Source organism: Enterobacter cloacae complex sp. ECC445 (assembly GCF_021892025.1).
Classification (GTDB): domain Bacteria; phylum Pseudomonadota; class Gammaproteobacteria; order Enterobacterales; family Enterobacteriaceae; genus Enterobacter; species Enterobacter chengduensis.
In genome coordinates, this window is sequence record NZ_JAKLRZ010000008.1 from 1 (window position 1) to 21,555 (window position 21,555).

19 protein-coding genes are annotated in these 21,555 nt (G+C 62.6%); 11 read left to right on the plus strand and 8 right to left on the minus strand.

The features are described 5' to 3' along the window. Nucleotides 1-978 (minus strand): tryptophan--tRNA ligase (gene trpS / locus L6R44_RS09255; RefSeq protein ID WP_237423961.1); only part of this gene is annotated, 978 nt, incomplete at its 3' end. A 199-nt stretch (nucleotides 979-1,177) separates the two neighbouring features. On the opposite strand from trpS, the gene fosA reads away from it, so the two are divergent. Next, nucleotides 1,178-1,603 (plus strand): FosA/FosA2 family fosfomycin resistance glutathione transferase, encoded by a 426-nt coding sequence (gene fosA, locus L6R44_RS09260; RefSeq protein WP_237423962.1) that lies wholly within the window; start codon nucleotides 1,178-1,180, stop codon nucleotides 1,601-1,603. Here fosA and L6R44_RS09265 read toward each other — a convergent pair. Continuing rightward, nucleotides 1,589-2,596: a LacI family DNA-binding transcriptional regulator gene (locus L6R44_RS09265; RefSeq protein ID WP_237423963.1), complete on the minus strand. Its 1,008-nt coding sequence runs from the start codon at nucleotides 2,594-2,596 to the stop codon at nucleotides 1,589-1,591. The two genes, fosA and L6R44_RS09265, sit on opposite strands and share 15 nt — an antisense overlap. Nucleotides 2,597-2,781: 185 nt before the next feature. On the opposite strand from L6R44_RS09265, the gene L6R44_RS09270 reads away from it, so the two are divergent. Beyond that, nucleotides 2,782-3,870, plus strand: a complete 1,089-nt coding sequence (locus L6R44_RS09270; RefSeq protein WP_237423964.1) for a cellulase family glycosylhydrolase — start codon at nucleotides 2,782-2,784, stop codon at nucleotides 3,868-3,870. 50 nt (nucleotides 3,871-3,920) lie between these two features. After that, complete coding sequence (locus L6R44_RS09275; RefSeq protein WP_237423965.1) at nucleotides 3,921-5,315, plus strand: MFS transporter; 1,395 nt, start codon at nucleotides 3,921-3,923, stop codon at nucleotides 5,313-5,315. A gap of 41 nt (nucleotides 5,316-5,356) precedes the next feature. On the opposite strand, the gene L6R44_RS09280 is transcribed toward L6R44_RS09275, so the two are convergent. The 4 genes from L6R44_RS09280 to L6R44_RS09295 are packed head-to-tail and all read right to left on the minus strand — an operon-like array spanning nucleotide 5,357 to nucleotide 10,103. After that, entirely contained in the window at nucleotides 5,357-6,178 is an 822-nt protein-coding gene (locus L6R44_RS09280; protein WP_044597222.1) for an alpha/beta fold hydrolase, read from the minus strand. A 30-nt stretch (nucleotides 6,179-6,208) separates the two neighbouring features. Beyond that, nucleotides 6,209-7,828, minus strand: a complete 1,620-nt coding sequence (locus L6R44_RS09285) for an MFS transporter (protein WP_237423966.1) — start codon at nucleotides 7,826-7,828, stop codon at nucleotides 6,209-6,211. Beyond that, nucleotides 7,825-8,232 carry a DoxX family protein gene (locus L6R44_RS09290; RefSeq protein ID WP_032643915.1) on the minus strand — a complete coding sequence of 136 codons (408 nt, stop codon included), beginning with the start codon at nucleotides 8,230-8,232 and terminating at the stop codon, nucleotides 7,825-7,827. Before L6R44_RS09290 ends, L6R44_RS09285 begins: the two co-directional genes overlap by 4 nt. Further along, nucleotides 8,232-10,103 (minus strand): amidohydrolase, encoded by a 1,872-nt coding sequence (locus L6R44_RS09295; RefSeq protein WP_237423967.1) that lies wholly within the window; start codon nucleotides 10,101-10,103, stop codon nucleotides 8,232-8,234. Before L6R44_RS09295 ends, L6R44_RS09290 begins: the two co-directional genes overlap by 1 nt. A gap of 218 nt (nucleotides 10,104-10,321) precedes the next feature. Here L6R44_RS09295 and L6R44_RS09300 point away from each other — a divergent pair, with 218 nt between their 5' ends. The 5 genes from L6R44_RS09300 (at nucleotide 10,322) to L6R44_RS09320 (ending at nucleotide 17,544) form a co-directional block, all read left to right on the plus strand. Beyond that, the gene (locus tag L6R44_RS09300) at nucleotides 10,322-11,008 is read left to right on the plus strand and encodes a hydrolase (RefSeq protein WP_023331928.1); all 687 of its coding nucleotides are present in this window, start codon (nucleotides 10,322-10,324) and stop codon (nucleotides 11,006-11,008) included. Nucleotides 11,009-11,069: 61 nt separating this feature from the next. Further along, a complete protein-coding gene (locus L6R44_RS09305) occupies nucleotides 11,070-11,291 on the plus strand; it encodes a DUF1427 family protein (protein ID WP_237423968.1) in 222 nt (73 codons plus the stop codon). Further along, nucleotides 11,288-11,548: a XapX domain-containing protein gene (locus L6R44_RS09310; protein WP_032643918.1), complete on the plus strand. Its 261-nt coding sequence runs from the start codon at nucleotides 11,288-11,290 to the stop codon at nucleotides 11,546-11,548. Before L6R44_RS09305 ends, L6R44_RS09310 begins: the two co-directional genes overlap by 4 nt. A gap of 23 nt (nucleotides 11,549-11,571) precedes the next feature. Continuing rightward, the gene (locus L6R44_RS09315; RefSeq protein ID WP_032643919.1) at nucleotides 11,572-11,952 is read left to right on the plus strand and encodes a response regulator transcription factor; all 381 of its coding nucleotides are present in this window, start codon (nucleotides 11,572-11,574) and stop codon (nucleotides 11,950-11,952) included. 9 nt (nucleotides 11,953-11,961) lie between these two features. Next, a complete protein-coding gene (locus L6R44_RS09320; RefSeq protein WP_237423969.1) occupies nucleotides 11,962-17,544 on the plus strand; it encodes a trifunctional serine/threonine-protein kinase/ATP-binding protein/sensor histidine kinase in 5,583 nt (1,860 codons plus the stop codon). A 3-nt stretch (nucleotides 17,545-17,547) separates the two neighbouring features. Here the strand turns inward: L6R44_RS09320 and L6R44_RS09325 are convergent, their stop codons facing one another. Continuing rightward, nucleotides 17,548-18,165, minus strand: a complete 618-nt coding sequence (locus L6R44_RS09325) for a response regulator transcription factor (RefSeq protein ID WP_032643921.1) — start codon at nucleotides 18,163-18,165, stop codon at nucleotides 17,548-17,550. Between the two features lie 182 nt (nucleotides 18,166-18,347). Then, the gene (locus tag L6R44_RS09330) at nucleotides 18,348-18,734 is read right to left on the minus strand and encodes a VOC family protein (RefSeq protein WP_032643922.1); all 387 of its coding nucleotides are present in this window, start codon (nucleotides 18,732-18,734) and stop codon (nucleotides 18,348-18,350) included. A gap of 81 nt (nucleotides 18,735-18,815) precedes the next feature. On the opposite strand from L6R44_RS09330, the gene L6R44_RS09335 reads away from it, so the two are divergent. The 3 genes from L6R44_RS09335 (at nucleotide 18,816) to L6R44_RS09345 (ending at nucleotide 21,510) form a co-directional block, all read left to right on the plus strand. Continuing rightward, entirely contained in the window at nucleotides 18,816-19,586 is a 771-nt protein-coding gene (locus L6R44_RS09335; RefSeq protein WP_032643923.1) for a DeoR/GlpR family DNA-binding transcription regulator, read from the plus strand. A gap of 64 nt (nucleotides 19,587-19,650) precedes the next feature. After that, complete coding sequence (locus tag L6R44_RS09340) at nucleotides 19,651-20,253, plus strand: ATP-dependent Clp protease proteolytic subunit (protein WP_024909504.1); 603 nt, start codon at nucleotides 19,651-19,653, stop codon at nucleotides 20,251-20,253. A gap of 135 nt (nucleotides 20,254-20,388) precedes the next feature. After that, nucleotides 20,389-21,510: a ribosomal protein uL16 3-hydroxylase gene (locus L6R44_RS09345; protein WP_032643924.1), complete on the plus strand. Its 1,122-nt coding sequence runs from the start codon at nucleotides 20,389-20,391 to the stop codon at nucleotides 21,508-21,510. The last annotated feature ends 45 nt before the right edge of the window (nucleotides 21,511-21,555 follow it).

Below are 21,555 nucleotides of genomic sequence, written 5' to 3' on the forward strand. Positions count from 1 at the left end.
CCCCTTCACCTCCCTCAACGTCTCCTGCGTCACCCCCTGCGCCCGCTCCGTCCCGCGCTTCAGCATCGCCATCAACTCGCCCCTGTCACGCATATACTTCGCCCTCCGCTCCCGCATCGGCGCAATCAGTTCCTGCAGGCACCCCTCCAGCTCGTTCTTACAAACCCGGTCACCCAGCCCGCCCGCCTGATAGTGCGCCTTCATCGCCGCCACTTTGGCCTTGTCCGGATGAAACGCGTCGAGGTACGTAAACACCACGTTCCCCTCAATCTGCCCCGGGTCGCTTACCTTCAGGTGGTTCGGGTCGGTGTACATCGCGCTCACCGCACGATGAATGGTCTCTTCGCTGGCCGAAAGGTGCAGCGTGTTGCCCAGCGATTTCGACATCTTGGCGCTGCCGTCGATGCCGGGCAGGCGGCTGGTGTCGCTCAGCATCGCCTTGCAGTGGCGCAGAACCGGGGCGGGCAGCAGGCTGTTCATCTTGTGCACAATCTCGTTGGTCTGCTCTATCATCGGCAGCTGGTCGTCGCCGACGGGCACGCACTCGGCCTTAAACGCGGTGATGTCCGCCGCCTGGCTGATGGGGTAGGCCATAAACCCGACCGGCAGCGAGCGGGCAAAGCCCTTCTGCGCAATCTCGTTTTTCACCGTCGGGTTACGCTCCACGCGGGCGACGGTGACGATATTCATATACAGCATCGTCAGCTCGGCGAGGGCGGGCAGGGCGGACTGCAGGCAGATCGTGGTCAGGTTCGGGTCGATGCCGGCGGCGAGGTAGTCGGCCAGCACTTCGGGGATGTTGTCGCGGATCTTCTGCGGGTTGCTGCCGTTGTCGGTCAGCCCCTGCAGGTCGGCAATCAGCACAAACTGGCTGTGCGTCTGCTGGAGCGCCACGCGCTGGCGCAGCGAGCCGACGAAGTGGCCGAGGTGCAGCGGGCCGGTCGGACGATCGCCGGTGAGGATGGTGGGTGCGTTCATAAAGACTCCTTAACGTTGTAATGCCGAAAGGGGTCTTAGATGTGAGAAAGCCGCCTTTCGGCGGCTATCTGAAAATGGGGAAAACTACTCCGTGCCGCCTTTAAGAAGGCAGCCACCAGCGGTTTACGGTGAGCACGGCGTGGTTTATGTTCATCTCTTTACCGTACCACGTCCGGCGCGAAAAACAAAAGGGCACGCCATGCTGCAATCACTCAACCACCTGACCCTCGCGGTCAGCGACCTGCAAAAAAGCATCACCTTCTGGCACGAGCTGCTGGGGCTTGCGCTCCACGCCCGCTGGAATAGCGGGGCCTATCTCACCTGCGGCGATCTGTGGGTCTGCCTGTCGTACGACGAGGCGCGCCAGGTCGTGCCGCCGCAGGAGAGCGACTACACCCACTATGCGTTTACCGTGGTGGAGGCGGATTTTGAACCGTTCTCGAACAAGCTGGAGCAGGCGGGCGTCACCGTCTGGAAGCAGAACAAAAGCGAGGGGGCGTCGTTCTATTTTCTCGACCCGGACGGGCACAAGCTGGAGCTGCACGTGGGCAGCCTCGCCGCGCGGCTGGCGGCGTGTCGCGAGAAGCCCTATGCGGGCATGGTATTTACCTCAGACGAGGCTTGAGGCGCGCACCTTCAGCCTGCCCGCCAGCGTCACGTGCGTGGCGGCATCTTCCTGATTGCACAGGTACTCCACCGCCAGCCGTCCCAGCTCGCTGTAGGGCAGCTGGATGCTGGTCAGCGGCGGGGTGAGCTGCTCGGAAATCTTCTGGTCGTCGTAGCCCGCCAGCAGCATGTCCTGCGGGATGCGCACGCCGTTCACCGCCAGCGCCTGATAGCAGCCGATCGCCAGCCAGTCGCTGGCGCAGAAGATGGCGTCCGGGCGCCCGGCCAGTTCCAACAGGGACATGGTGGCGGTAAAGGACTCGCTGAACTGCCAGTTGGTCTGGCGCACCAGACCGTCGTCGCACGCGAGTCCGGCCTGTTCCAGCGCCGCCCGGTAGCCTGCCAGACGCTGGCGCGAGGCCTCCATCCAGCTCTCCCCGGTAATGTGGGCGATGCGCGTCGCACCGCAAGCAATCAGGTGTTTAGTAACCTGAAAAGCGTTGGCGTAGTCGTCCGGAATAAACGACGGCAGCAGCGGCGAGCCGGGGTCGCGCTGGTTGAGCAGCACCAGCGGGATGCGGGTGCAGTCCTGGAGGGCCGTCATGTCCACCAGCGTGGTGACCGGGGAGGCGAGGATAATCCCGATGCAGTTGCGCTTCTCCAGCTGGCGGATGATGTTCAGCGCCAGCTCGATGTCGTCGCCGTAGTCGTAGACGGTGAGCAGCGTCTCGTTGCGCCACGCCGCTTCCCGCGCCTGGCTGATGGCGTCGATAAACGGGTCGAAGCTCTGCATGGAGCTGACCAGCAGGGCGATCTCCTCCTGGTTGCGCGGGGCGTGAACGGCGGGGAGACGGTCGTAGCCGAGCTCGGTGGCCACATTAATCACCCGCTGGCGGGTGTCGTCGCTGAGCTTGATGTTGCGGGACTGGTTAAGCACCAGCGATACCGTCGCCTGCGACACCCCTGCCGCCCGCGCAATATCGTTCATCGTCACTTTCGGTTTTCGCTTCATCCGTCCTCTCCCTTTCGCGAATTCGCATCATACCCTAACCGCGCGCTTACGCGCCGTCGATCACGTTTCTCATTCATCGAAGCGCGAACTTTGTGAAGGCCGTCGCTTTTCTTCGTGCGGCAAATTGCGCATTTATCCCGCAGCTAATATTTATTAGCTAAATATTATCAGTAAGAGGACGCGTAATGAAAGAGCAGTGGAGCAGGGAGCAGGCACAGGCGTGGTATGAGCAAAAAGGCTGGCTGTGCGGGTTTAACTATTTGCCGTCGACGGCGGTTAACTGGACCGATATCTGGCAGGAAGAGACCTTTGATGCCGCCACCATCGAGCGCGAGCTGGGCTGGGCGGCGGAGGCGGGCTACAACACCCTGCGCATCAACCTGCCGTTTATCGTCTGGGAGCATGACCGCGACGGGCTGATGGCGCGTATCGACCGGTTTTTGACCATTGCCGACGGTCGCGGGTTCAGCACCATGCTGACCCTGATGGACGACTGCGGCTTCTCGGGCGACGAGCCGTATCTCGGCCCGCAAAAGCCGCCCGTACCGGGCAAGCACAACAGCCAGGCGGCGGCAAGCCCGGGACGGGATAAGGTGTGCGATCCCGACTGCTGGCCGCAGATTGAGCGCTATATCCGCGACGTTGTCCGCCAGTTCCGCGACGACAGGCGCGTGCTGCTGTGGGATCTCTACAACGAGCCGGGCAACCGCGGCATTTTCGCGACGGGCACGCAGGAGGTACAGTACGACGCGAAGCTGGAGACCTGCGCCCATAAGCTTATGAAGCTCGCATTCCAGTGGGTGCGTGAAGAGAACCCGACCCAGCCGCTCACCGTCTGCGCGTGGCGCCTGCCGCCGGAAGAGGAGGGCGAGACGTTCTTCCAGCACCCGCTGGACCAGACCGCGCTGGCGCTCTCGGACGTGGTGAGCTTCCACGCCTACACCCACACCGGGCGGATGACGGCGATTATCCAGCAGCTGCAACAGCTCGGTCGCCCGCTGTTCTGCACCGAATGGCTGGCGCGCCACGTGGGCAGCACCATTGAAGAGCAGCTCCCGCTGATGTACGCGGCGAAGGTCGCGCCCTACCAGTGGGGGCTGGTGCGCGGCAAAACCCAGACCTGGCTGCCGTGGCCGGTGGTGATGAAGGAGTCCACGGACTACTGCCGCCTCTGGTTCCACGACGTGTTCGAGGAGAACGGCATTCCGTTCTCGCGCCGTGAAATCGCCCTAATGCAGCAGCTGCGTAAGATCGCCCCGAAAATTCAGGGCTAATAATATCGACCCGGCGGACCACCGCCGGGCAACCAGGCAGGCATATAACAATGGCAACGACAATGAAAATACCGTCTCGCGAGCTGTGGTCTTATTTTGGTTATGGTTTAGGTCAGTGTTTTAGCTTTGGTTTAGTGGGTTCGTTTATTAACTATTTTTACACCGACGTGCTGGGCATTTCGGCGCTGGCGGCGAGCACCATCTTCCTGATTGCCCGCGCGTGGGACGCGGTTCACGATCCGCTGTTTGCCAGCATTATGGACACCATTAACAGCCGGTTCGGCAAGTTTCGCCACTTTTTGCTGATCGCCCCGCTGCTGATCACCGGCGTCACGCTGCTGTCGTTCTATAAAATCGAAGCGGACATGACCACCAAAATCCTCTACGCCGGGGTGACCTACATCCTGTGGGGGACGCTGTATGCCATCTCCGATATTCCGTTCTGGTCGATGTCGTCGGTAATGACCAACGACTCCGCCCAGCGCACCCGCGCGGTAACGGCGGCGATGCTCGGGGTGAACGCCGGGATTGCCTGCGCCAATATCTTCTTCCCGAAGCTGGCGGCGTTTTTCGCCCAGTACAGTAACGACAAAGGTTACTTTATGGCGGCGCTGGTGATGATGCTGGTGGGGCTGCCGCTGATGCTTAACGGCTTTATGCAGATCAAAGAGCGCGTGCCGCCGAGCCCGGAAAAGGTGACCATCCGTGATACCTTCCACAACCTGCGTCAGAACAAGCCGCTGTTTATCGTCCTGCTGTCGTTCTTCTTCTGCGTGTTCCACAACGTGGCGGGCGGCCTGTATATCTACTTCTTTATCAACAACCTGGGCGACGGCAGCCTGCAGATGGCGATTGGCGTGATGGGGATTGTCGCGGCGGTGCTGTGCCTGGTCGCCCCGATGCTGACGCGCCGGATGCAGAAGCGGAAGCTGTTTATGATCCTCTGCGGGCTGGACGTGGCGGTGCGCGTGGTGATGTGGTTTGTCGGCTATCAGCAGGTGACGATGCTGTTTATTCTGCTCGGCCTGAGCACGCTGTTCGTGATGATGACCAACATCCTCACCTCGTCGATGATTGCCGACACCATCGAGTACGCGGAGTACCACACCCACAAGCGCTGCGCGGCGATCACCTTCTCCGGGCAGACCTTTACCGGCAAGATGTCGGTGGCGGTGGGCGGCGGGTTAATCGGGGTGTTTCTGACGATGATCGGCTATGTGCCGCAGGCGCAAATCCAGAGCGAAGGCGTGCTGTCGGGGCTGTTCTTCGGGATTTGCCTGCTGCCGGCAATAGGGTCGCTGATTCGAATGGGCTTCATGTCGCGCTTTACCTTTACCGAGGAGAAGCACGCGGAGATTTGTCGGCTGCTGGCGGAGCGGAACGCGTCTGCGAAAGCGCCGGGTGGCGGCTGCGCCTTACCCGGCCTACAGGACCAGCCCTTGTAGGCCTGATAAGCGAAGCGCCATCAGGCTTCGCTTTTTAAGACTTACAGCGACTTCACAAACGCCAGCAGATCTTCGTTGAGCTGGTCCTGGTGGGTCAGCGCAAAGCCGTGCGGCGCGTTGTCGTACACCTTCAGCGTGGCGTTTTTGATCATCTCCGCCGCCAGCTTGCCGGTGCTTTCAAACGGCACGATCTGGTCGTTGCTGCCGTGAATCACCAGCGTCGGCACGTCGATTTTCGCCATATCCGGGCGGAAGTCGGTTTCGCCGAACGCGGTCACGCAGTCGATGGTGCCTTTCAGCGATGCCAGCAGGGCAATGTTCAGCGTCTGGGTCAGGGCACCGGCAGAAACGGTCTGTCCGGCGTTGGTGCCGTAGAACGGGGTGGCGAAGTCGCTGATGAACTGGGCGCGATCTTTACGCAGCCCGTCGCGAATGCCGTCGAACACGCTTTGATCCACACCCTGCGGGAAGGAGTCGGATTTGCCGAAGATCGGCGTGACCGCGCCCAGCAGCGCCAGCCCGGCGACGCGCGCGCTGCCGTAGTTATTGATGTAGCGGGTCACGTCGCCGCCGCCCATGGAGAAGCCCACCAGCGTCACGTCCTGCAGGTCCAGGGTGGTGATCAGGTCATTAATGTCGGACGCAAAGGTGTCGTAGTCGTAGCCGTTCCACGGCTGATCCGAGCGGCCAAACCCGCGACGGTCAAAGGCGATGGCGCGGAAGCCGCGCTCGGCCAGGTAGTTCAGCTGGCTGTCCCACATGTCGCCGTCCAGCGGCCAGCCGTGGCTGAAGAGAACCGGTTTACCCGCGCCACAGTCTTTGTAGTAAATCTGCGTGCCGTCTTTTGCCTTAAACGTTGCCATAGTGTGTTCCTGTACAGGTGATGGTTATGGTTATACCGGCGCGACCAGGTAGCGAATAGCCGGTGAGGTTGTGCCCTGATGAAAAGCCAGAACGCGGCTCTGCAGCAGGAGGTCATTCATGGTGTGGCGCTCCTGCTGGCGCAGATGCTCAATCCACGAGCCCATCAGGAAGGTCTCGATAAACAGGCCGGGACGCTCGATATCCTCGTACACCGCCCAGCTCATCGCCCCGGCGCGGCGGCGCACCCGGCGCAGCTCGTGGACCGCCTCCAGGAAGGCTTTGGCGTTTTGCGGGTCGATGAGGTACTCGTGCGACACCAGCACCGGGCCGCGCTCGTTCGGCAGGTCAATCTCCACGCCGTCCAGCGGCTGACCGCTCAGGTCGAGGTTCAGGTCCGGATCTTTCTCCAGCTTCCAGCGGAACACGGTGGCGCTTGCCAGCACCATCCCCAGCGTGGCGACCACCAGCGAGGTTGGGGTGCCGAACCGGGAGGCGATCTGCCCCCAGAGGGCGCTGCCCGCGGTCATCGAGCCGAAGAACACCGTCAGGTAGACCGCCAGCGCGCGGGCCTTCACCCAGCGGGCGGCGCTGCGCTGCGCCCCGAGGTTGAGGGTGGAGAGCACCGCAATCCACGCGAAGCCGGTGAAGAACTCAAACAGGTTGAGCAGCCAGACGTGGCGCACAAACGCCAGCGCCAGCATGGTCAGGGCAAAGGTCAGGCTGGCGGCCACCATCAGGCGGTCGGCGTTCAGCCGCTGGCGCAGGCGCGGCAGCAGGATCGCCCCGGCAATCGCCCCCAGCCCAATGCACGCCAACATCACGCCGTAGCCCGCCGGGCCTAAGCCCAGCTCGCGGCGCGCCACCAGCGGCAGCAGCGCCCAGCCCGCGCTGCCGAAAACGAAGAACGCCACCGTACGCACCAGCACGTTGCGCAGCACCGGGGCGGCGTGCACGTAGCGGATGCCGGTGCGCACCGCAGAGAAGAAGTGCTCCGGCGGCAGGCGCTGCACCGATGGGGCCGGACGCCAGCGCCACAGCACCCACGCCACGCCGACCACGGACAGCGCGTTCAGGGCAAACACCATCCACGGCCCGGCGAGCGACAGCAGAAAGCCGCCCAGCGCGGGGCCAATCGCCCGGCTGATGTTCACCCCGAGCGAGTTCAGCGCCACGGCGGCGCCCAGCTCCGGCTTGCTCACCAGATCGGGCACCACGGCCTGGAACGGCGGCGAGCTCATCGCCGCCCCTACGCTCAGCAGAAACGTCGCCACCAGCAGCACGGTGGGGGTGACGTGTCCGGTGAAGGAGAGCACCGTCAGCCCGGCGGCGGCGATGAACACCCACAGCTGGGAGAAGAGCAGGTATTTACGCCGGTCGACGATATCCGCCATCACCCCGGACGGCAGGGCGAAGAGGAACATCGGCAGGCTGCTGGCCGCCTGCACCAGCGCGATATCCAGCGGATCGGCGCTCAGGGTCAGCATGCTCCAGTTGATGCCGACGTCGCTCATCCATGAGCCGACGTTAGAGACCACCGTGGCGATCCACAGCATGCGGAACACCGGCTGGCTCAGCGGCTGCCAGGGTGAAACCGTCGGTGCGGGCGTCGTCTCGACGTGTGCGTCGCGAACGTCGTTAACCTGGGTCATGCGAACCTCTCCGCTGCCTTACGCTGCAATCGCCACTGGCCCGGCCCGGTGAGGGCAAGGGTGGTGAAGATAATCAGCAGCAGCCAGCCAAACTGCCCTTCGGCAATCGACCAGTTCGGGTGGACCGCCAGCATCGCCACCAGCAGCACGGCGATAATCGGCAGGCACGCCAGGCGGGTGTACACGCCCGCAATGATGAACAGGGGGCAAACCACCTCGGCGACAATCGCCGGGATCAGGCTGGCATAGGGCCCGAAGCCGAACGGATCTTCAATGCGCGTCAGCTCTTCGCTGAAGTGCAGCACCTTTGGCAGGCCGTGCACGTAGAGCAGCAGCAGGCTGCCGGTCAGGCGCAGAAAGAACAGCCCCAGGTCAACCCGGGGCGGCATAGTGGTGTTTTTCATCAGAATGCAAAGCAGCTGCAGCCCAGCGCCCCCCAGAAAGCGTTATCGTCGGACACCGGCATCTCTGACGTGCGGGCGAAATCGTGCTGGTGGCGGTGAACCCCGCACGGGCCGCTGCAGTGGTGAACGGCGCTCATGCCCACGCGTGCGGCCTGCGGCGGCGCGCTGCGGTAGTGGCCCGGCACTTTCACGACCGGGGACCAGTCGGGCAGAACCGGAATGGCGGGCGGCGCGAGCGGGCCAAAGCTGCCCGCGGCGTAGACGATGTCGCCGTTGACCACCGTCAGGACGGACTCGATGCCCTTGATCTCCTCTTCCGGCACGCGGAAGTAGTCTTTGCTGAGCACGGCCAGGTCGGCGAGCTGGCCGACCTTGATCTGCCCCTTCTGATTCTGCTCGCTGGAGAACCACGCGCTGCCCTGGGTCCAGAGCATCAGGGCGGTGTCGCGATCCAGGCGGGCGCTGTGGTCGTACATCTGCATCCCGCCGACGGTGCGGCCGGAGACCAGCCAGTAGAGCGCGGTCCACGGGTTGTAGCTCGCCACGCGGGTGGCGTCCGTTCCCAGGCCCACCGGTACGCCGGTCTCGAGCATTTTCGCCACCGGCGGCGTGTGGCGGGTGGCGTCGATGCCGTAACGCTCGGCAAAGTACTCGCCCTGGAAGGCCATGCGGTGCTGGACGGCAATGCCGCCGCCGAGCGCCTTGATGCGGTCGATGTTGGCCTGGGTGACGGTTTCCGCGTGGTCGAAGAACCAGTGCAGGCCGTTGAACGGAATGTCGCGGTTCACCTTCTCGAACACGTCCAGCATGCGGCTGATGGACTCGTTGTAGGTGGCGTGCAGGCGGAACGGCCAGCGGTGCTCCACCAGATGGCGCACCACGCGCTCCAGCTCGTCCTCCATGCCCGGCGCGAGATCCGGGCGGGGTTCGAGGAAATCTTCAAAATCGGCGGCGGAGAAGACCAGCATCTCGCCCGCGCCGTTATGGCGGAAGAAGTCGCTGCCCTGGCCCGGCGTGAGCATGTCGGTCCATTTTTCAAAGTCCTCCAGCTCGTGGCCCGGACGCTGGGTAAACAGGTTGTAGGCGATGCGGATGGTCATCTGTTTTTTCGCGTGCAGCTCGGCGATCACCTCGTAATCTTCCGGGTAGTTCTGGAAGCCGCCGCCCGCGTCGATGGCGCTGGTCAGCCCCAGACGGTTGAGCTCGCGCATGAACTGGCGGGTGGAGTTGACCTGCTGCTCCAGCGGCAGCTTCGGCCCTTTGGCCAGCGTGGCGTAGAGGATCATGGCGTTAGGGCGGGCAATCAGCATCCCGGTCGGGTTGCCGTTGGCGTCGCGCTGGATCTCGCCGCCCGGCGGGTTCGGCGTGTCTTTGGTGTAGCCGACCACCTTCAGCGCGGCGCGGTTGAGCAGGGCGCGGTCGTAGAGGTGCAGGATGAAAACCGGGGTGTCCGGCGCGGCGGCGTTGATCTCGTCCAGCGTCGGCATGCGGCGCTCGGCAAACTGGAACTCGGTCCAGCCGCCCACCACGCGCACCCACTGGGGCGACGGCGTGCGCAGGGCCTGCTCTTTCAGCATCCGCAGGGCGTCGGCCAGCGACGGCACGCCTTCCCAGCGCAGCTCGAGGTTGTAGTTCAGCCCGCCGCGAATGAGGTGCAGGTGCGAATCGTTCAGCCCGGGGATGGCGGTGTGGCCTTTCAAATCGACCACTTTCGTACCGTCGCAGTGGTGCTGCATCACCTCGGCGACGGTACCCACTTCCAGAAATTTTCCATCGCGCACGGCAACGGCTTCCGCGATGGGGTTCTCGCGATCGACGGTATGAAACTGGCCGTTAACCAGAATGAGATCGGCTTTACCGAGGGTAACCATAACTGCTCCTGACTGAGAGGGGAATGGTCAGGATTATGGGAACCGGTTTCGGCAAAGATCCAGTTATACAATAGGATAGGTATACCAAAGTATAACTATACCTAAGGTTAACTATACGAAGAGATAATTACGCCCGGGGGCGATAAACCGCAGGATGAGGGTGACTTTATCGCCGTGGCGATCGCGGCGATTTCTCCCCTTAACCACTGGAAAATGCTATGACCTCTTCAAAGCTCGAAGTGTTAACCCCTGCGAACTGCCAGATTATCTTTATCGATCACCAGCCTCAGATGGCGTTTGGCGTGCAGTCTATTGACCGCCAGGTGCTGAAAAACAACACCGTGGCGCTGGCGAAAGCGGCTAAGGTCTTTAACATCCCGACCATCATTACCACCGTAGAGACCGAAAGCTTCTCCGGCAATACCTATCCGGAGCTGCTGGACGTCTTCCCGGGCCAGGACATTCTGGAGCGTACCTCCATGAACTCCTGGGACGACCAGAAGGTGCGCGACGCGCTGAAGGCCAACGGCAAGAAGAAGGTGGTGGTAGCCGGCCTGTGGACCGAAGTGTGCAACAACAGCTTTGCCCTGTGCGCGATGCTGGAAGGCGACTACGAAATTTACATGGTGGCGGATGCCTCCGGCGGCACCTCCAAAGAAGCCCACGACTTCGCGATGCAGCGCATGATCCAGGCGGGCGTGATCCCGGTGACCTGGCAGCAGGTGATGCTGGAGTGGCAGCGCGACTGGGCGCGTAAAGAGACCTACACCGCGGTAATGGATATCGTGCGCGAGCACTCCGGCGCGTACGGCATGGGCGTTGATTATGCCTACACCATGGTGCACAAAGCGCCTTCTCGCCAGAAGAGCGAGCACCGCACCTTAGCACCGGTTCCGGCTCGCTAAGCCTTGTCGGCGGGCTGGTCCCTCATCCGGCTCGCCGCTGCCTCTTTCTCTGGAGTTCACAATGAGCACTGGGCTGATATCCCTTGCCGCAGGCGTGTTGATTGGCCTGATGTATGCCGTGCTGAAGGTGCGATCCCCCGCGCCGCCCGCGCTGGCGCTGATTGGCCTGCTGGGGATGCTGGCGGGTGAGCAGGCGACGCGGCATCTGTTGTCCCGCGACGCCGTGCCGCCGCCTCAGGTGGCCGCTCCGCAGGCCACCTCGCAGACGGGAGCGTCGTCATGAAAGCATGGATAATTTCGCTGGTGTGCGGCGTGGCAGCTGGGGTAATTTACGCCCTGCTCGACGTCCATTCCCCGGCGCCGCCGGTTGTCGCCCTGCTTGGCCTGTTTGGCATGCTGGTGGGCGAACAGCTCATCCCGGTGGGACGGCGTTTACTGAGTCGCGAACCGCTTACCCTCGCCTGGTTTCGTCACGAATGCGTACCGAAAATCAGCGGCACGGCGCCCCCTGCGCCCGCGAAGGACGATCGCGACGCTTAATGATTTGTGAGAGGAAAGACAGCATGACGCTGCCGTGGCGCATTGCCATCATTGATGACGAACGTTCCGTCCGCAGCGGGCTGAGTAATCTCCTGGAGTCGGAAGGCTATTCGGCCGATACGTTCGATTCGGCAGAGGTGTTTCTCAGCCATCCGCTCGCCCTGTCCGGCGCGGCGCTGGTGATCGCCGATCTCAAGCTGCGGGGCATGAGCGGCCTGGAGCTGTTTGACAAGCTGCGGCTGCTGGCCGTCCCGCCGCCGCCCGTGATCTTTATCTCCGGTCATGCAGATGAAAATATGCAGCGGTACGCTCTCAGCCTGGGCGCCGCTGCATTTTTGCGTAAGCCCATTAACATCGATATTCTGCTGGATCATATTCAGCGGGAGCTGGCCCGCCGACAATAAGGATCGCGGATGAACGAACACGAGCAGCCTGCATTCTGGCCCGCCCAGGGGAATCTTCACCAGGGGCGGGTTTTTGTCCTTAAAGAGGATGTGATGTTTACCGTGATGGCGCAGGAGGGCGGCATCGCCTGGATGCACGCGCGGCATCCGCATTCCGGCGGCTCGTTCATTATCGCCACCGCGGTGAGCGACGAAGAGGAAGAGCGGGCCACCCGGCTGCTTAAAAACGAGTTTGCGCTGCGTGACGTGCTGCAGGACGGCTGGGCCATCCGCGCCGTCGCCTCCACCCAGTACCGGGGGCGCTTCGCGCTGGTGTACGCCCCGTTTGCGTTTGAGCTGCTGGCGCGGCGCGCGGGCAGGGCGATCTCGGGCATCACGCGCTTTATCGAGATGGCGATCCAGATCTGCATTCCCCTGCGCCAGATGCACCTGCAAAACCTGATCCACGGCGATATCAAACCCGGCTCGATTTTTGTTCATCACGATGCCACCTGCCGCCTGGGCAGCTTTGGCCTTTCCTGCAGCCTCTCCGAAGCTTTCTCCCAGACCCGGCTTGCCGTGCAGGGCGGAACGCCCGCGTATATGTCGCCAGAGCACACCACCCGCACCCGGCGCGCCGTCGACTGCCGCAGCGATCTCTACAGCCTCGGCATGGTGCTGTATGAACTCCTGACCGGACGCCTGCCGTTTGATCTGGGAGAGGACGATCAGACCCGCTGGGCGCACTACCACATTGCCTCGGCGCCGCTGGCCCCGGACGCGATCCGCCCTGACGTGCCGGGCATGCTGTCGACCATCATCCTGAAGCTGCTGGAGAAGCATCCCGATAACCGCTACCAGACGGTCGACGGGCTGATTGCCGACCTGCGACGCTGCCAGGCGATGTTGACCGGCGAGGGCGAGATCGCCCCCTTTACTCCCGGCCAGCAGGACCGCACCCCGTCGATCCACCTGGCGGACTCCCTGTTCGCCGCGCATCCGCAGGCGAATGACGTGATTGCCGCGTTTGAGCGGGTGAGGCAGAGCCGGGTGCCGGAGCTGGTGACCATCGGCGGGCCGTCGGGGATCGGCAAATCCTCGATCATCGCGACGGCGCTCAAAACGCTGCAGCAGCGCACGGCGCTGCTGGCGGTGGGCAAAGTCGATCAGTTTTCGCCGTCGCTGCCCTACGGCGTACTCAGCTCCGCCTTCCGCACCCTGACGCTGCACCTGCTGGGGCTGCCCGCGGACGACGTGGCGAAGTGGAAAATCCGCCTGTCTCGCGCGCTGGAAGGGTATGAAGAACTGGCCGTTAGCCTCGTGCCCGAGCTGGGCCTGCTGCTTGAGAGCAAGCCGCGCTTCTCGGCGGATACGTTTTCCATTGATGCCCGGGCGCGCTTCAGCCATATGGTGCTGGCGCTGGTGAAAACCTTTGCCTCGCAGGGCTGCCCGCTGGTGCTGGTGCTCGACGATCTTCAGTGGAGCGACGCCGCCAGCCTGCAGACGCTCAACGCTCTGCTGATGAACTGCGGCGCGGTTCCGCTGCTGGTGGTCGTGGCGCACCGGGATATCGGCTCCGTGGCCGACGAAGCCCTGCAGGCGCTGCTGGTCAGCCTGCCGGAGGCGGCGCAAAACGCGAGCGAGATTGTCCCGCAGGCGCTCTCGGTGAAAGCGGTAGCGCGCTGGCTGGCGACGGTATTTCGCACCCGCAGCGCGGCGACGACCGACCTCGCGACGCTGATCCACGAGAAAACGGGCGGCAACCCGCTCTTTGTGCACGAGTTTTTCCGCCGCATCGTTGATGACGGCCTGGTGGTGCACAACAAATATCAGGACAGGTGGCACTACGATCTGCAGGCGATCCGCGCAAGGCACTACACCGAAAACGTCGTCACCCTGGTGCTGGAGCAGCTCGAAGAGCTGCCCGACGAGACGCGCCGCCTGCTGGGCAGCCTCGCCTGTCTCGGCGGCACCGGCGAGATGGAGATGATCTGCCGCGTGGTCGGCCTGTCGATGGCGGAAATGCGCTACGCGCTGCACCCGGCGGTGATGGCGCAGCTGATCGTGCTGACGGGAAAAGCGTACTCCTTCACCCACGACCGGGTGCAGGAGGCCGCCTTTGCGCTGCTGGATCCGCATGAGAAAAGCCATCTTCACCTCACCACCGCCAGCCTGCTGGCCGACGCCGCGCGGCAGGCGGCGGGGAACGAGCTGCTGTTCCGCGCCGTACATCACGTCACGGCCGCGCTGGACAGCATCCAGCCCGCCCCGCAGCGCCAGAGGTTCCGCGAGCTGAGCCTGCTGGCCGCGCGCCGCGCGAAGCGTTCGGGTGATTACCTTTCGGCGCTGAGCTATATCCAGACCGCCAGAGCGCTGGGCAACGCCGGAACGGTGTCAGACTTTATGCTCGATATCGAAGAGGCGGGCTGCGAGTTTGCGCTGGGAAATCTGGCGCGCACCCGCGAGCTGTGCGACGCGATCCTCGGCTGCCCCGGCGCGCTGACCGAAAAGGCGCTGGCGGCCAACCTGCTGGTGGAGGTCTACATTCGCCAGTCGGACAGCCGTCTGGCGCTGGAGGCGGCGCTCTGCTGGCTGGGAATTTTTGGCATCCAGATCGGGCGCTATCCGGAAGATGCCGACTGTGACGAGGCCTGGGAACAGTTTTGTCGTCGCGCGGGCGACGCGCCGCAGGCCCTGTTTGCCCCGCTTTCGCGAATGGATAACCCGGAAACCGAAGCGGTGATGAACCTGCTCTACAGCGCCAGCATCTGCGCCAGCTTCATCTGCCCGCGCCTGCACTTTTTGCTGCTCTGCCGCATGATGCACCTGACCCTCGACCACGGCATCACCGGCGCGTCCACCACGGCGATGGCCTGGTTTGGCGTGCTGATGGGCCACCGCTACGCCGAGTATCGCCTCGGGTTCCAGTACGGCACCCTGGCCCGCGAGCTGGTGAATCGCCACGGCTACGATGCGTTTGAAGCCAAAACCCTGCTGCCGCTCGATCAGCTTAGCGTCTGGACCCAGCCTTTATCGTTTACCATCGAGTGCGCAAAAGCCTGTTTCACCTCGGCGGTGACGCACGGCGACATGACGATGGCCTGCTTTGCGGCCTGTCATCAGGTCATCAACTTCCTCTCGCGGGGCGACCACCTGGACGGGGTGCTGACCAGCATCGATCGCGGCCTGGCGTTCGTGCGTAAGACCCACTTCCAGGACGTTGAAGCCATTTTGCTGGTGCAGCGCGGCTACGTTGAGTTTCTGCGCGCGCCGGTCATCGGCACCTGGACCGCCTCGCAGGTCCTGCCGGAGGCGCTGCTTCCCGCGTCGCCGGAGCAGGCCCCGGAGCAAACGTCGACCATGCTGTTCTGGTACTGGCTCTACCGCGGCATGGCGCACTTTACCTGCGGCGAATTTGCCCATGCGCAGGCGGATCTCGAGATGGCGGGGTGGTACGCGTGGTCTGCGCCGGGGCATATCCACCTGCTGGATTACCATCTCTACAGCGCGCTGGCGCTCTCCCGCCAGCTGACGCCGGAGACCTTCTCGGCGAATCACCGCCGCAGCATTCACGCCCACTACGACAAAATCGCCCTCTGGGCGCGCATCAATCCCGGCACGTTCGCGGATAAAGAGGCCCTGATCTACGCCGAAATCGTGCGTCTGGACGGGATGAACAGCATTGCGCTGGAGCAGTATGAGAGGGCGGTTCGGCTGTCACGGGAGGGCGGGTTTAACCCGATCAACGCCCTGGCCCACGAGCTGGCGGGGCGCTTTTCGCTGGCCTGCGGCTACCCGACCGCCTCGGACGCGCACTTCCGCGGCGCAATTGCCGCCTGGGGACGCGCCGGGGCGCAGGCCAAGGTGCGCCAGCTGGAGCAGGATTTCCCGCACCTGCTGGCCTCCGGGCAGGCCAGCGCCTACGACACCGTGGCGTTCGCCCAGAACGAGACGATCCGCGATCTGCAGAGCGTGATCAAAGCCTCCCGCGCGCTGTCGGAAGAGATCAACCTTGAACGCTTAATCGAAAACCTGATGACGCTGCTGCTTGAACGCGCCGGAGCGCAGCGCGGGCTGCTGCTTCGCGTGAGCGAGAACCTGATCCCGGAGATCGAGGCCAGCGCCTGGACCAGCACCGAGGGCGTGCGGGTGCGGATCCTGAAGGACGTGCCGACGGCGACCGACATGCCCCTGTCGGTGCTGGCGGCGGTGATCCGTACCGGGCAGGAGATCCGCACCGGCAGGCCGGAGGAGTTCCATCCCTTCAGCCAGGATCCCTATCTGGTGACCTCGGGCGCGGCGGTGATGTGCGTTCCGATGTTCAAGCAGGCGCGGCTGGTGGGCGTGCTTTACCTGGAAAACCGCCTGATGCCGGAGGTCTTTACCGCCGAGCACTCGCGCGTGGTGAGCCTGCTGGGGGCGCAGGCTGCGGTCTCCCTGGAGACGGCGCGGCTGTACGCCGAGCTGCTGGCGGAGAACATTCAGCGCCGACGGGTGGAGAAAGAGCTGCGCGCCAGCCAGACGTCGCTGATGCTGGGCGAGCAGATCAGCCACACCGGCAGCTGGCGCTGGGAGCTGGAGCAGGATCTGATGTTCATGTCCGAAGAGTACGCCCGCATTCTCGGCCTGCCCGAGCAGCAAAAGATGATCTCCATGGCGGAGTTTTTGACCTTCGTCCATGAGGATGACTACGCCCGCATCAGCGCCATCGTCACCCAGAGCGTGCGCGAGGGGCTCTCCATGCGCGCGGAGTTTCGCATTAAGCGTACCGACGGCTCCACGCGCTATATCCTCGGCATCGGCGATCCGGTGGGCGTGGGCAGCGAGGTAAACGAGTACTACGGCATCATCACCGATATCACCAGCCAGCGCGCCGCGGAGGATGCCATGCGGGTGGCGCAGGCGGATCTGGCGCGGGTGTCGCGCGCCACCACCGTCGGGCAGCTGACCTCCTCTATCGCCCACGAGATCAACCAGCCGCTGATGTCGATCGTCTCGAACGCCGGGGCGAGCCTGCGCTGGCTCAACCGCGAGCCCGCCCGGCTGGATAAAGTGCGGGAAGGGCTGGAGGAGATCGCCGCGGAGGGCGCGCGGGCGGGGGAGATCATTCGCAGCATCCAGTCCCTGACGCGCAAGCAGGATCCGACCTTCGTGCGCATCGATCTGCACTACCTGATCCACCATATCATCGCGCTCTCCCGCAGCGAGCTGGAGCAGAGACACATTAGCGTGGATTATCTTTTAAAGGCGCAGGACAGCTTTATCACCGGCGATAGCGTGCAGATCCAGCAGGTGCTGCTCAACCTGGTGATGAACGCGGTGGAGGCGATGGCCGAGGTGAAGGATCGCGCCTCCACCATCACCCTCAGCACGGCCAACGCGGACGGAAAAGTTATCGTGGAGATCGCCGATACCGGCAGCGGCATTGAGCCCGAGCGTCTGGAGCAGATTTTTGACTCGTTTTACTCCACCAAGGCGCAGGGGATGGGCATGGGGCTGACCATCAGCGCCAGCATCATCGAACGCCACTGCGGGAAGCTGAGCGCGCGCCGCCGGGAGCCGTACGGCACCGTGTTTGCCTTTGCGCTGCCGCTGGCCGCGCAGGAAGGGTAAAGGTTACTCCGCAGGCTGGCTTTGGGTCAGGCGCTCAACGGCCCTGACCAGCTCCGCCACGGAGCGCACCTGCATTTTTTCCATCACCCGGCGGCGGTGCACCTTAACCGTGATCTCGCTAACGCCCAGCTCGGCGGCAATTTGCTTGTTCAGCATGCCGCTTATCGCCAGCGTCAGCACCTCGTGCTCGCGCGGGGTAAGGGACATGTGGCGCTGCTTCAGGGCGAAGTGCGCTTTGCTGCGCTCGGCGTTGTTCTCCGCCAGCTGAAGCGCGGACTGAATGGCGTCGATCAGCGCGGCGGATTCCACGGGCTTGGTGAGAAATTCATAAGCGCCCCCTTTGATCGCGCGCACCGACATCGGGATGGTGCCGTGGCCGGTAAGAAAAATAATCGGGATCTCGCGTCCGCTGTCCTTGAGCGCGTCAGCCACCTCGAAGCCCGAGATAGCGGGCATTTGCATATCGAGGATCACGCACGAGGGCAGATCCTCAAAGCGGTGCTGAAGAAACGCCTCTGCCGATGAAAAGCCCATGGCGTCTATATCTGCGGATTCCAGCAGGCCGAGAACGGACTGCCTGACCGCATCGTCGTCGTCAACCACATATACAATGTGTTCCATTCACCGCCCCGGTGCTGAGTTCACTGTCGAGAATATAAACACGTCTCCTGACGTAAGAGACTGTTTCTGCTGGCTTTCATCTTAACACATTAACTATCATTATCATTTAACAATATGATAACCGTATGAAGAGGAAGTATAGCGAGCCGTAGCCGGGGCGGTTAAGTAACGAAACACTGATTTTATGCACCAACAAGCTCAATGCGGTTGCCGTCCGGATCCGCAATCACCGCTTCATAGAAGCCGTCCCCGGTCATACGCGGGGCGCTGAGCAGCGTGCCGTTTTCCTGTGCCCGCTCGGCCATGGTATCGACCTGCGCTTTGCTGCCGACGTTGATGGCGATATGCGCCCAGCCGATAAACTCCGGGTGCGACGGGGCGTCGGGCAACTCCGGCAGGGTCATCAGCTCGACGGTCGGCCCGTTATCCAGCGTAATAAAGTGCGATTCAAACCCCGGACGATTTTTACTGACGTAGCGTTCATTGCTGCGGCCACCAAACACCGTTTGCCAGAACTGAACCTGTGCATCAAGGCTTCGGGTCCAGAGTGCGACGTGTGCAATATTCATAATAACCCTCGTTGTGTGCATTGCGCGGTTATGCAACATTATGCGCATTGATACTCGATTAAACTTTGCCAGGAACTACTCATGCTCGATTATGCTGCTTTTCCGGAACAACGACAAGCGCGGATCCGCCAGATCCTTCAGGCGCGCGGAAGGGTGGTTTGTACCGAGCTGGCGAGCCAGATGAACGTGTCAGAGCACACCATTCGCCGGGATTTACATGAACTTAGCAAAGAAGGGATGTGTAAAAAGGTCTACGGCGGCGCGGTGCTGCAGCTGCCGGATGCGGGGAATTTTTCCAGCCGCGAACAGCAAATAAGTGCAGAAAAGAACACAATCGCGCATAAAGCAGCAGCGCTGGTTAAGCCTGGCGGCTGTATTTATATTGATGCGGGCACGACTAACCTGGCGCTGGCGAAAGCCCTTCCGGGGGATCTCCGCGTCACTGTGGTCACAAACTCCCCGGCGATTGCCGCGGAGCTGCTGCATCATCCGCTGTGCGAGCTCATCATGACCGGCGGGCAGATCCAGCGGACGTCCGGCGGGGCGGTGGACGCCACGGCGACAGGCCAGATCCAGGGGATGATATTCGATCAGGCGTTTATCGGCGGCTGCGCGATGGACCCTGAAATGGGACTTACCGGGTTTGACTTTGCCGATTGCGCGTTCAAAAAAGTCGCGATTGCCCAGAGTAACCAGACCATCGTGGCCCTGACCGCCGATAAGCTTCCCGGCGTGGCGCGCTATGTCGTGGCGAAGAGTCGCGACATCGATATGCTGGTGGTGGACGCGGGGATAGAAAAGGGCGTTCTCGACGCGTTTGCGGCGCAGGACGTTTGCATTGTGTGCGCCTGAGGACTTTCACCGGTAAAACAGGCTACACTCTGGTTTTGAGCGCGACAAGCTGAAGGAAATAACAATGCACTACACACTGAAAGAGAGCGACAAGGAAAAAGCGGAAGGGTCAAACGGCGCGGGCGCTCTGCAGCAAAAACTGCTGGAGTCCCGTTCGATTGTGATCTCCGGTGAGATCAACCAGGAGCTGGCGCAGAAGGTGATCACCCAGATGATCCTGCTGCAAAGCGTCAGCAACGATCCGATCAAGCTGTACATCAACAGCCAGGGCGGCCACGTGGAAGCGGGTGACACCATCCACGACTTTATCAAATTCATTCGTCCGGAAGTGCACGTGATCGGTACCGGCTGGGTGGCGAGCGCGGGGATCACCATCTTCCTGGCGGCGAAAAAAGAGCACCGTTATTCCCTGCCAAATACCCGCTTTATGATCCACCAGCCGCTGGGCGGCGTGCGCGGTCAGGCAACGGACATTGAGATCGAAGCGCGCGAGATCATCCGCATGCTGGATCGCGTGAACAAGCTGATCGCCGACGCGACCGGCCAGCCGCTGGAAAAAGTGAAAAAAGACACCGATCGCAACTTCTGGATGTCTCCGGCGGAAGCGCTGGACTACGGCATCGTGGGTAAACTGATTACCCATTATGACGAGCTGAAGCTGGACTAAGTTTTCGCGCCGCGTACGTGTCGGGTGACGGCCTCGCCTTACCCGACCTACGCGTGCTGGTTTGACCCATGACAAGTTCCCCCTCCACCGTCTCCCCTATAATCGCGCCTGTTTCCCCTCTCACTGGTGCTACCCATGGCGTATCAACTGAACCTGAACTGGCCGGAATTTCTCGAAAAATACTGGCAAAAACAACCCGTCGTGCTGAAAAATGCCTTCCCGAATTTTGTCGACCCGATTACCCCGGACGAGCTGGCGGGGCTGGCGATGGAGCCGGAGGTCGATAGCCGTCTGGTGAGCCATTTCAACGGCAAATGGCAGGCCAGCAACGGCCCGTTCGAGCACTTTGACGATCTGGGTGAAACCGGCTGGTCGCTGCTGGCGCAGGCGGTAAACCACTGGCATATGCCTGCGGCGGAGCTGGTGCGTCCGTTCCGCGTCCTGCCGGACTGGCGTCTGGACGACCTGATGATCTCCTTCTCCGTGCCGGGCGGCGGCGTGGGGCCGCATATCGATCAGTACGACGTGTTTATCATTCAGGGGATGGGCAGCCGCCGCTGGCGCGTGGGCGACAGGCTGCCGATGCGCCAGTTCTGCCCGCATCCCGCGCTGCTGCACGTCGATCCGTTCGAGCCGATCATCGACGAAGATCTTGCGCCGGGCGATATTCTCTACATCCCGCCTGGATTCCCGCACGACGGCTTTACCCATGAAACGGCGCTTAACTACTCCGTCGGCTTCCGCGGGCCGAACGGCCGCGATCTGATCAGCAGCTTCGCCGATTACGCGCTGGAAAACGATCTGGGCGGCGAGCACTACAGCGATCCGGATCTGACCTGTCGCGAACACCCGGGCCGCGTGGAGCAGTACGAGCTCGATCGCGTTCGTCAGATGATGATCGAGATGATCAGCAAGCCGGATGATTTCACAAAATGGTTCGGTAGCTTTGTCTCCACGCCGCGCCACGAGCTGGATATCGCCGCCGCCGAGCCGCCTTACGCGCCGGAAGAGGTGCTGGACGCGCTGCAGGGCGGCGAAACGCTGTCTCGCCTGAGCGGCCTGCGCGTGCTGAACGTTAACGGCAGCTTCTTCATCAACAGCGAGCAGCTGGAGACGGTAGACGCGAAGGCGGCGGATGCGCTGTGCCGCTACACCGAACTCGGCCAGGCCGAGCTGGGCGATGCGCTGAAAAACCCGGCGTTTGTTGAAGAGCTTACCGGGCTGATTAACCAGGGTTACTGGTACTTCGACGAGTAGTGCGGCACGGTTTTCTCCCTCTCCCTGTGGGAGAGGGGTGGGGTG

What these genes read in the sequence shown, in the direction of transcription:
- fosA (WP_237423962.1), top strand. Translation starts at nt 1,178, where the DNA reads ATGCTGCAATCACTCAACCACCTGACCCTCGCGGTCAGCGACCTGCAA.
- L6R44_RS09265 (WP_237423963.1), bottom strand. Translation starts at nt 2,596, where the DNA reads ATGAAGCGAAAACCGAAAGTGACGATGAACGATATTGCGCGGGCGGCA.
- L6R44_RS09270 (WP_237423964.1), top strand. Translation starts at nt 2,782, where the DNA reads ATGAAAGAGCAGTGGAGCAGGGAGCAGGCACAGGCGTGGTATGAGCAA.
- L6R44_RS09275 (WP_237423965.1), top strand. Translation starts at nt 3,921, where the DNA reads ATGGCAACGACAATGAAAATACCGTCTCGCGAGCTGTGGTCTTATTTT.
- L6R44_RS09280 (WP_044597222.1), bottom strand. Translation starts at nt 6,178, where the DNA reads ATGGCAACGTTTAAGGCAAAAGACGGCACGCAGATTTACTACAAAGAC.
- L6R44_RS09285 (WP_237423966.1), bottom strand. Translation starts at nt 7,828, where the DNA reads ATGACCCAGGTTAACGACGTTCGCGACGCACACGTCGAGACGACGCCC.
- L6R44_RS09290 (WP_032643915.1), bottom strand. Translation starts at nt 8,232, where the DNA reads ATGAAAAACACCACTATGCCGCCCCGGGTTGACCTGGGGCTGTTCTTT.
- L6R44_RS09295 (WP_237423967.1), bottom strand. Translation starts at nt 10,103, where the DNA reads ATGGTTACCCTCGGTAAAGCCGATCTCATTCTGGTTAACGGCCAGTTT.
- L6R44_RS09300 (WP_023331928.1), top strand. Translation starts at nt 10,322, where the DNA reads ATGACCTCTTCAAAGCTCGAAGTGTTAACCCCTGCGAACTGCCAGATT.
- L6R44_RS09305 (WP_237423968.1), top strand. Translation starts at nt 11,070, where the DNA reads ATGAGCACTGGGCTGATATCCCTTGCCGCAGGCGTGTTGATTGGCCTG.
- L6R44_RS09310 (WP_032643918.1), top strand. Translation starts at nt 11,288, where the DNA reads ATGAAAGCATGGATAATTTCGCTGGTGTGCGGCGTGGCAGCTGGGGTA.
- L6R44_RS09315 (WP_032643919.1), top strand. Translation starts at nt 11,572, where the DNA reads ATGACGCTGCCGTGGCGCATTGCCATCATTGATGACGAACGTTCCGTC.
- L6R44_RS09320 (WP_237423969.1), top strand. Translation starts at nt 11,962, where the DNA reads ATGAACGAACACGAGCAGCCTGCATTCTGGCCCGCCCAGGGGAATCTT.
- L6R44_RS09325 (WP_032643921.1), bottom strand. Translation starts at nt 18,165, where the DNA reads ATGGAACACATTGTATATGTGGTTGACGACGACGATGCGGTCAGGCAG.
- L6R44_RS09330 (WP_032643922.1), bottom strand. Translation starts at nt 18,734, where the DNA reads ATGAATATTGCACACGTCGCACTCTGGACCCGAAGCCTTGATGCACAG.
- L6R44_RS09335 (WP_032643923.1), top strand. Translation starts at nt 18,816, where the DNA reads ATGCTCGATTATGCTGCTTTTCCGGAACAACGACAAGCGCGGATCCGC.
- L6R44_RS09340 (WP_024909504.1), top strand. Translation starts at nt 19,651, where the DNA reads ATGCACTACACACTGAAAGAGAGCGACAAGGAAAAAGCGGAAGGGTCA.
- L6R44_RS09345 (WP_032643924.1), top strand. Translation starts at nt 20,389, where the DNA reads ATGGCGTATCAACTGAACCTGAACTGGCCGGAATTTCTCGAAAAATAC.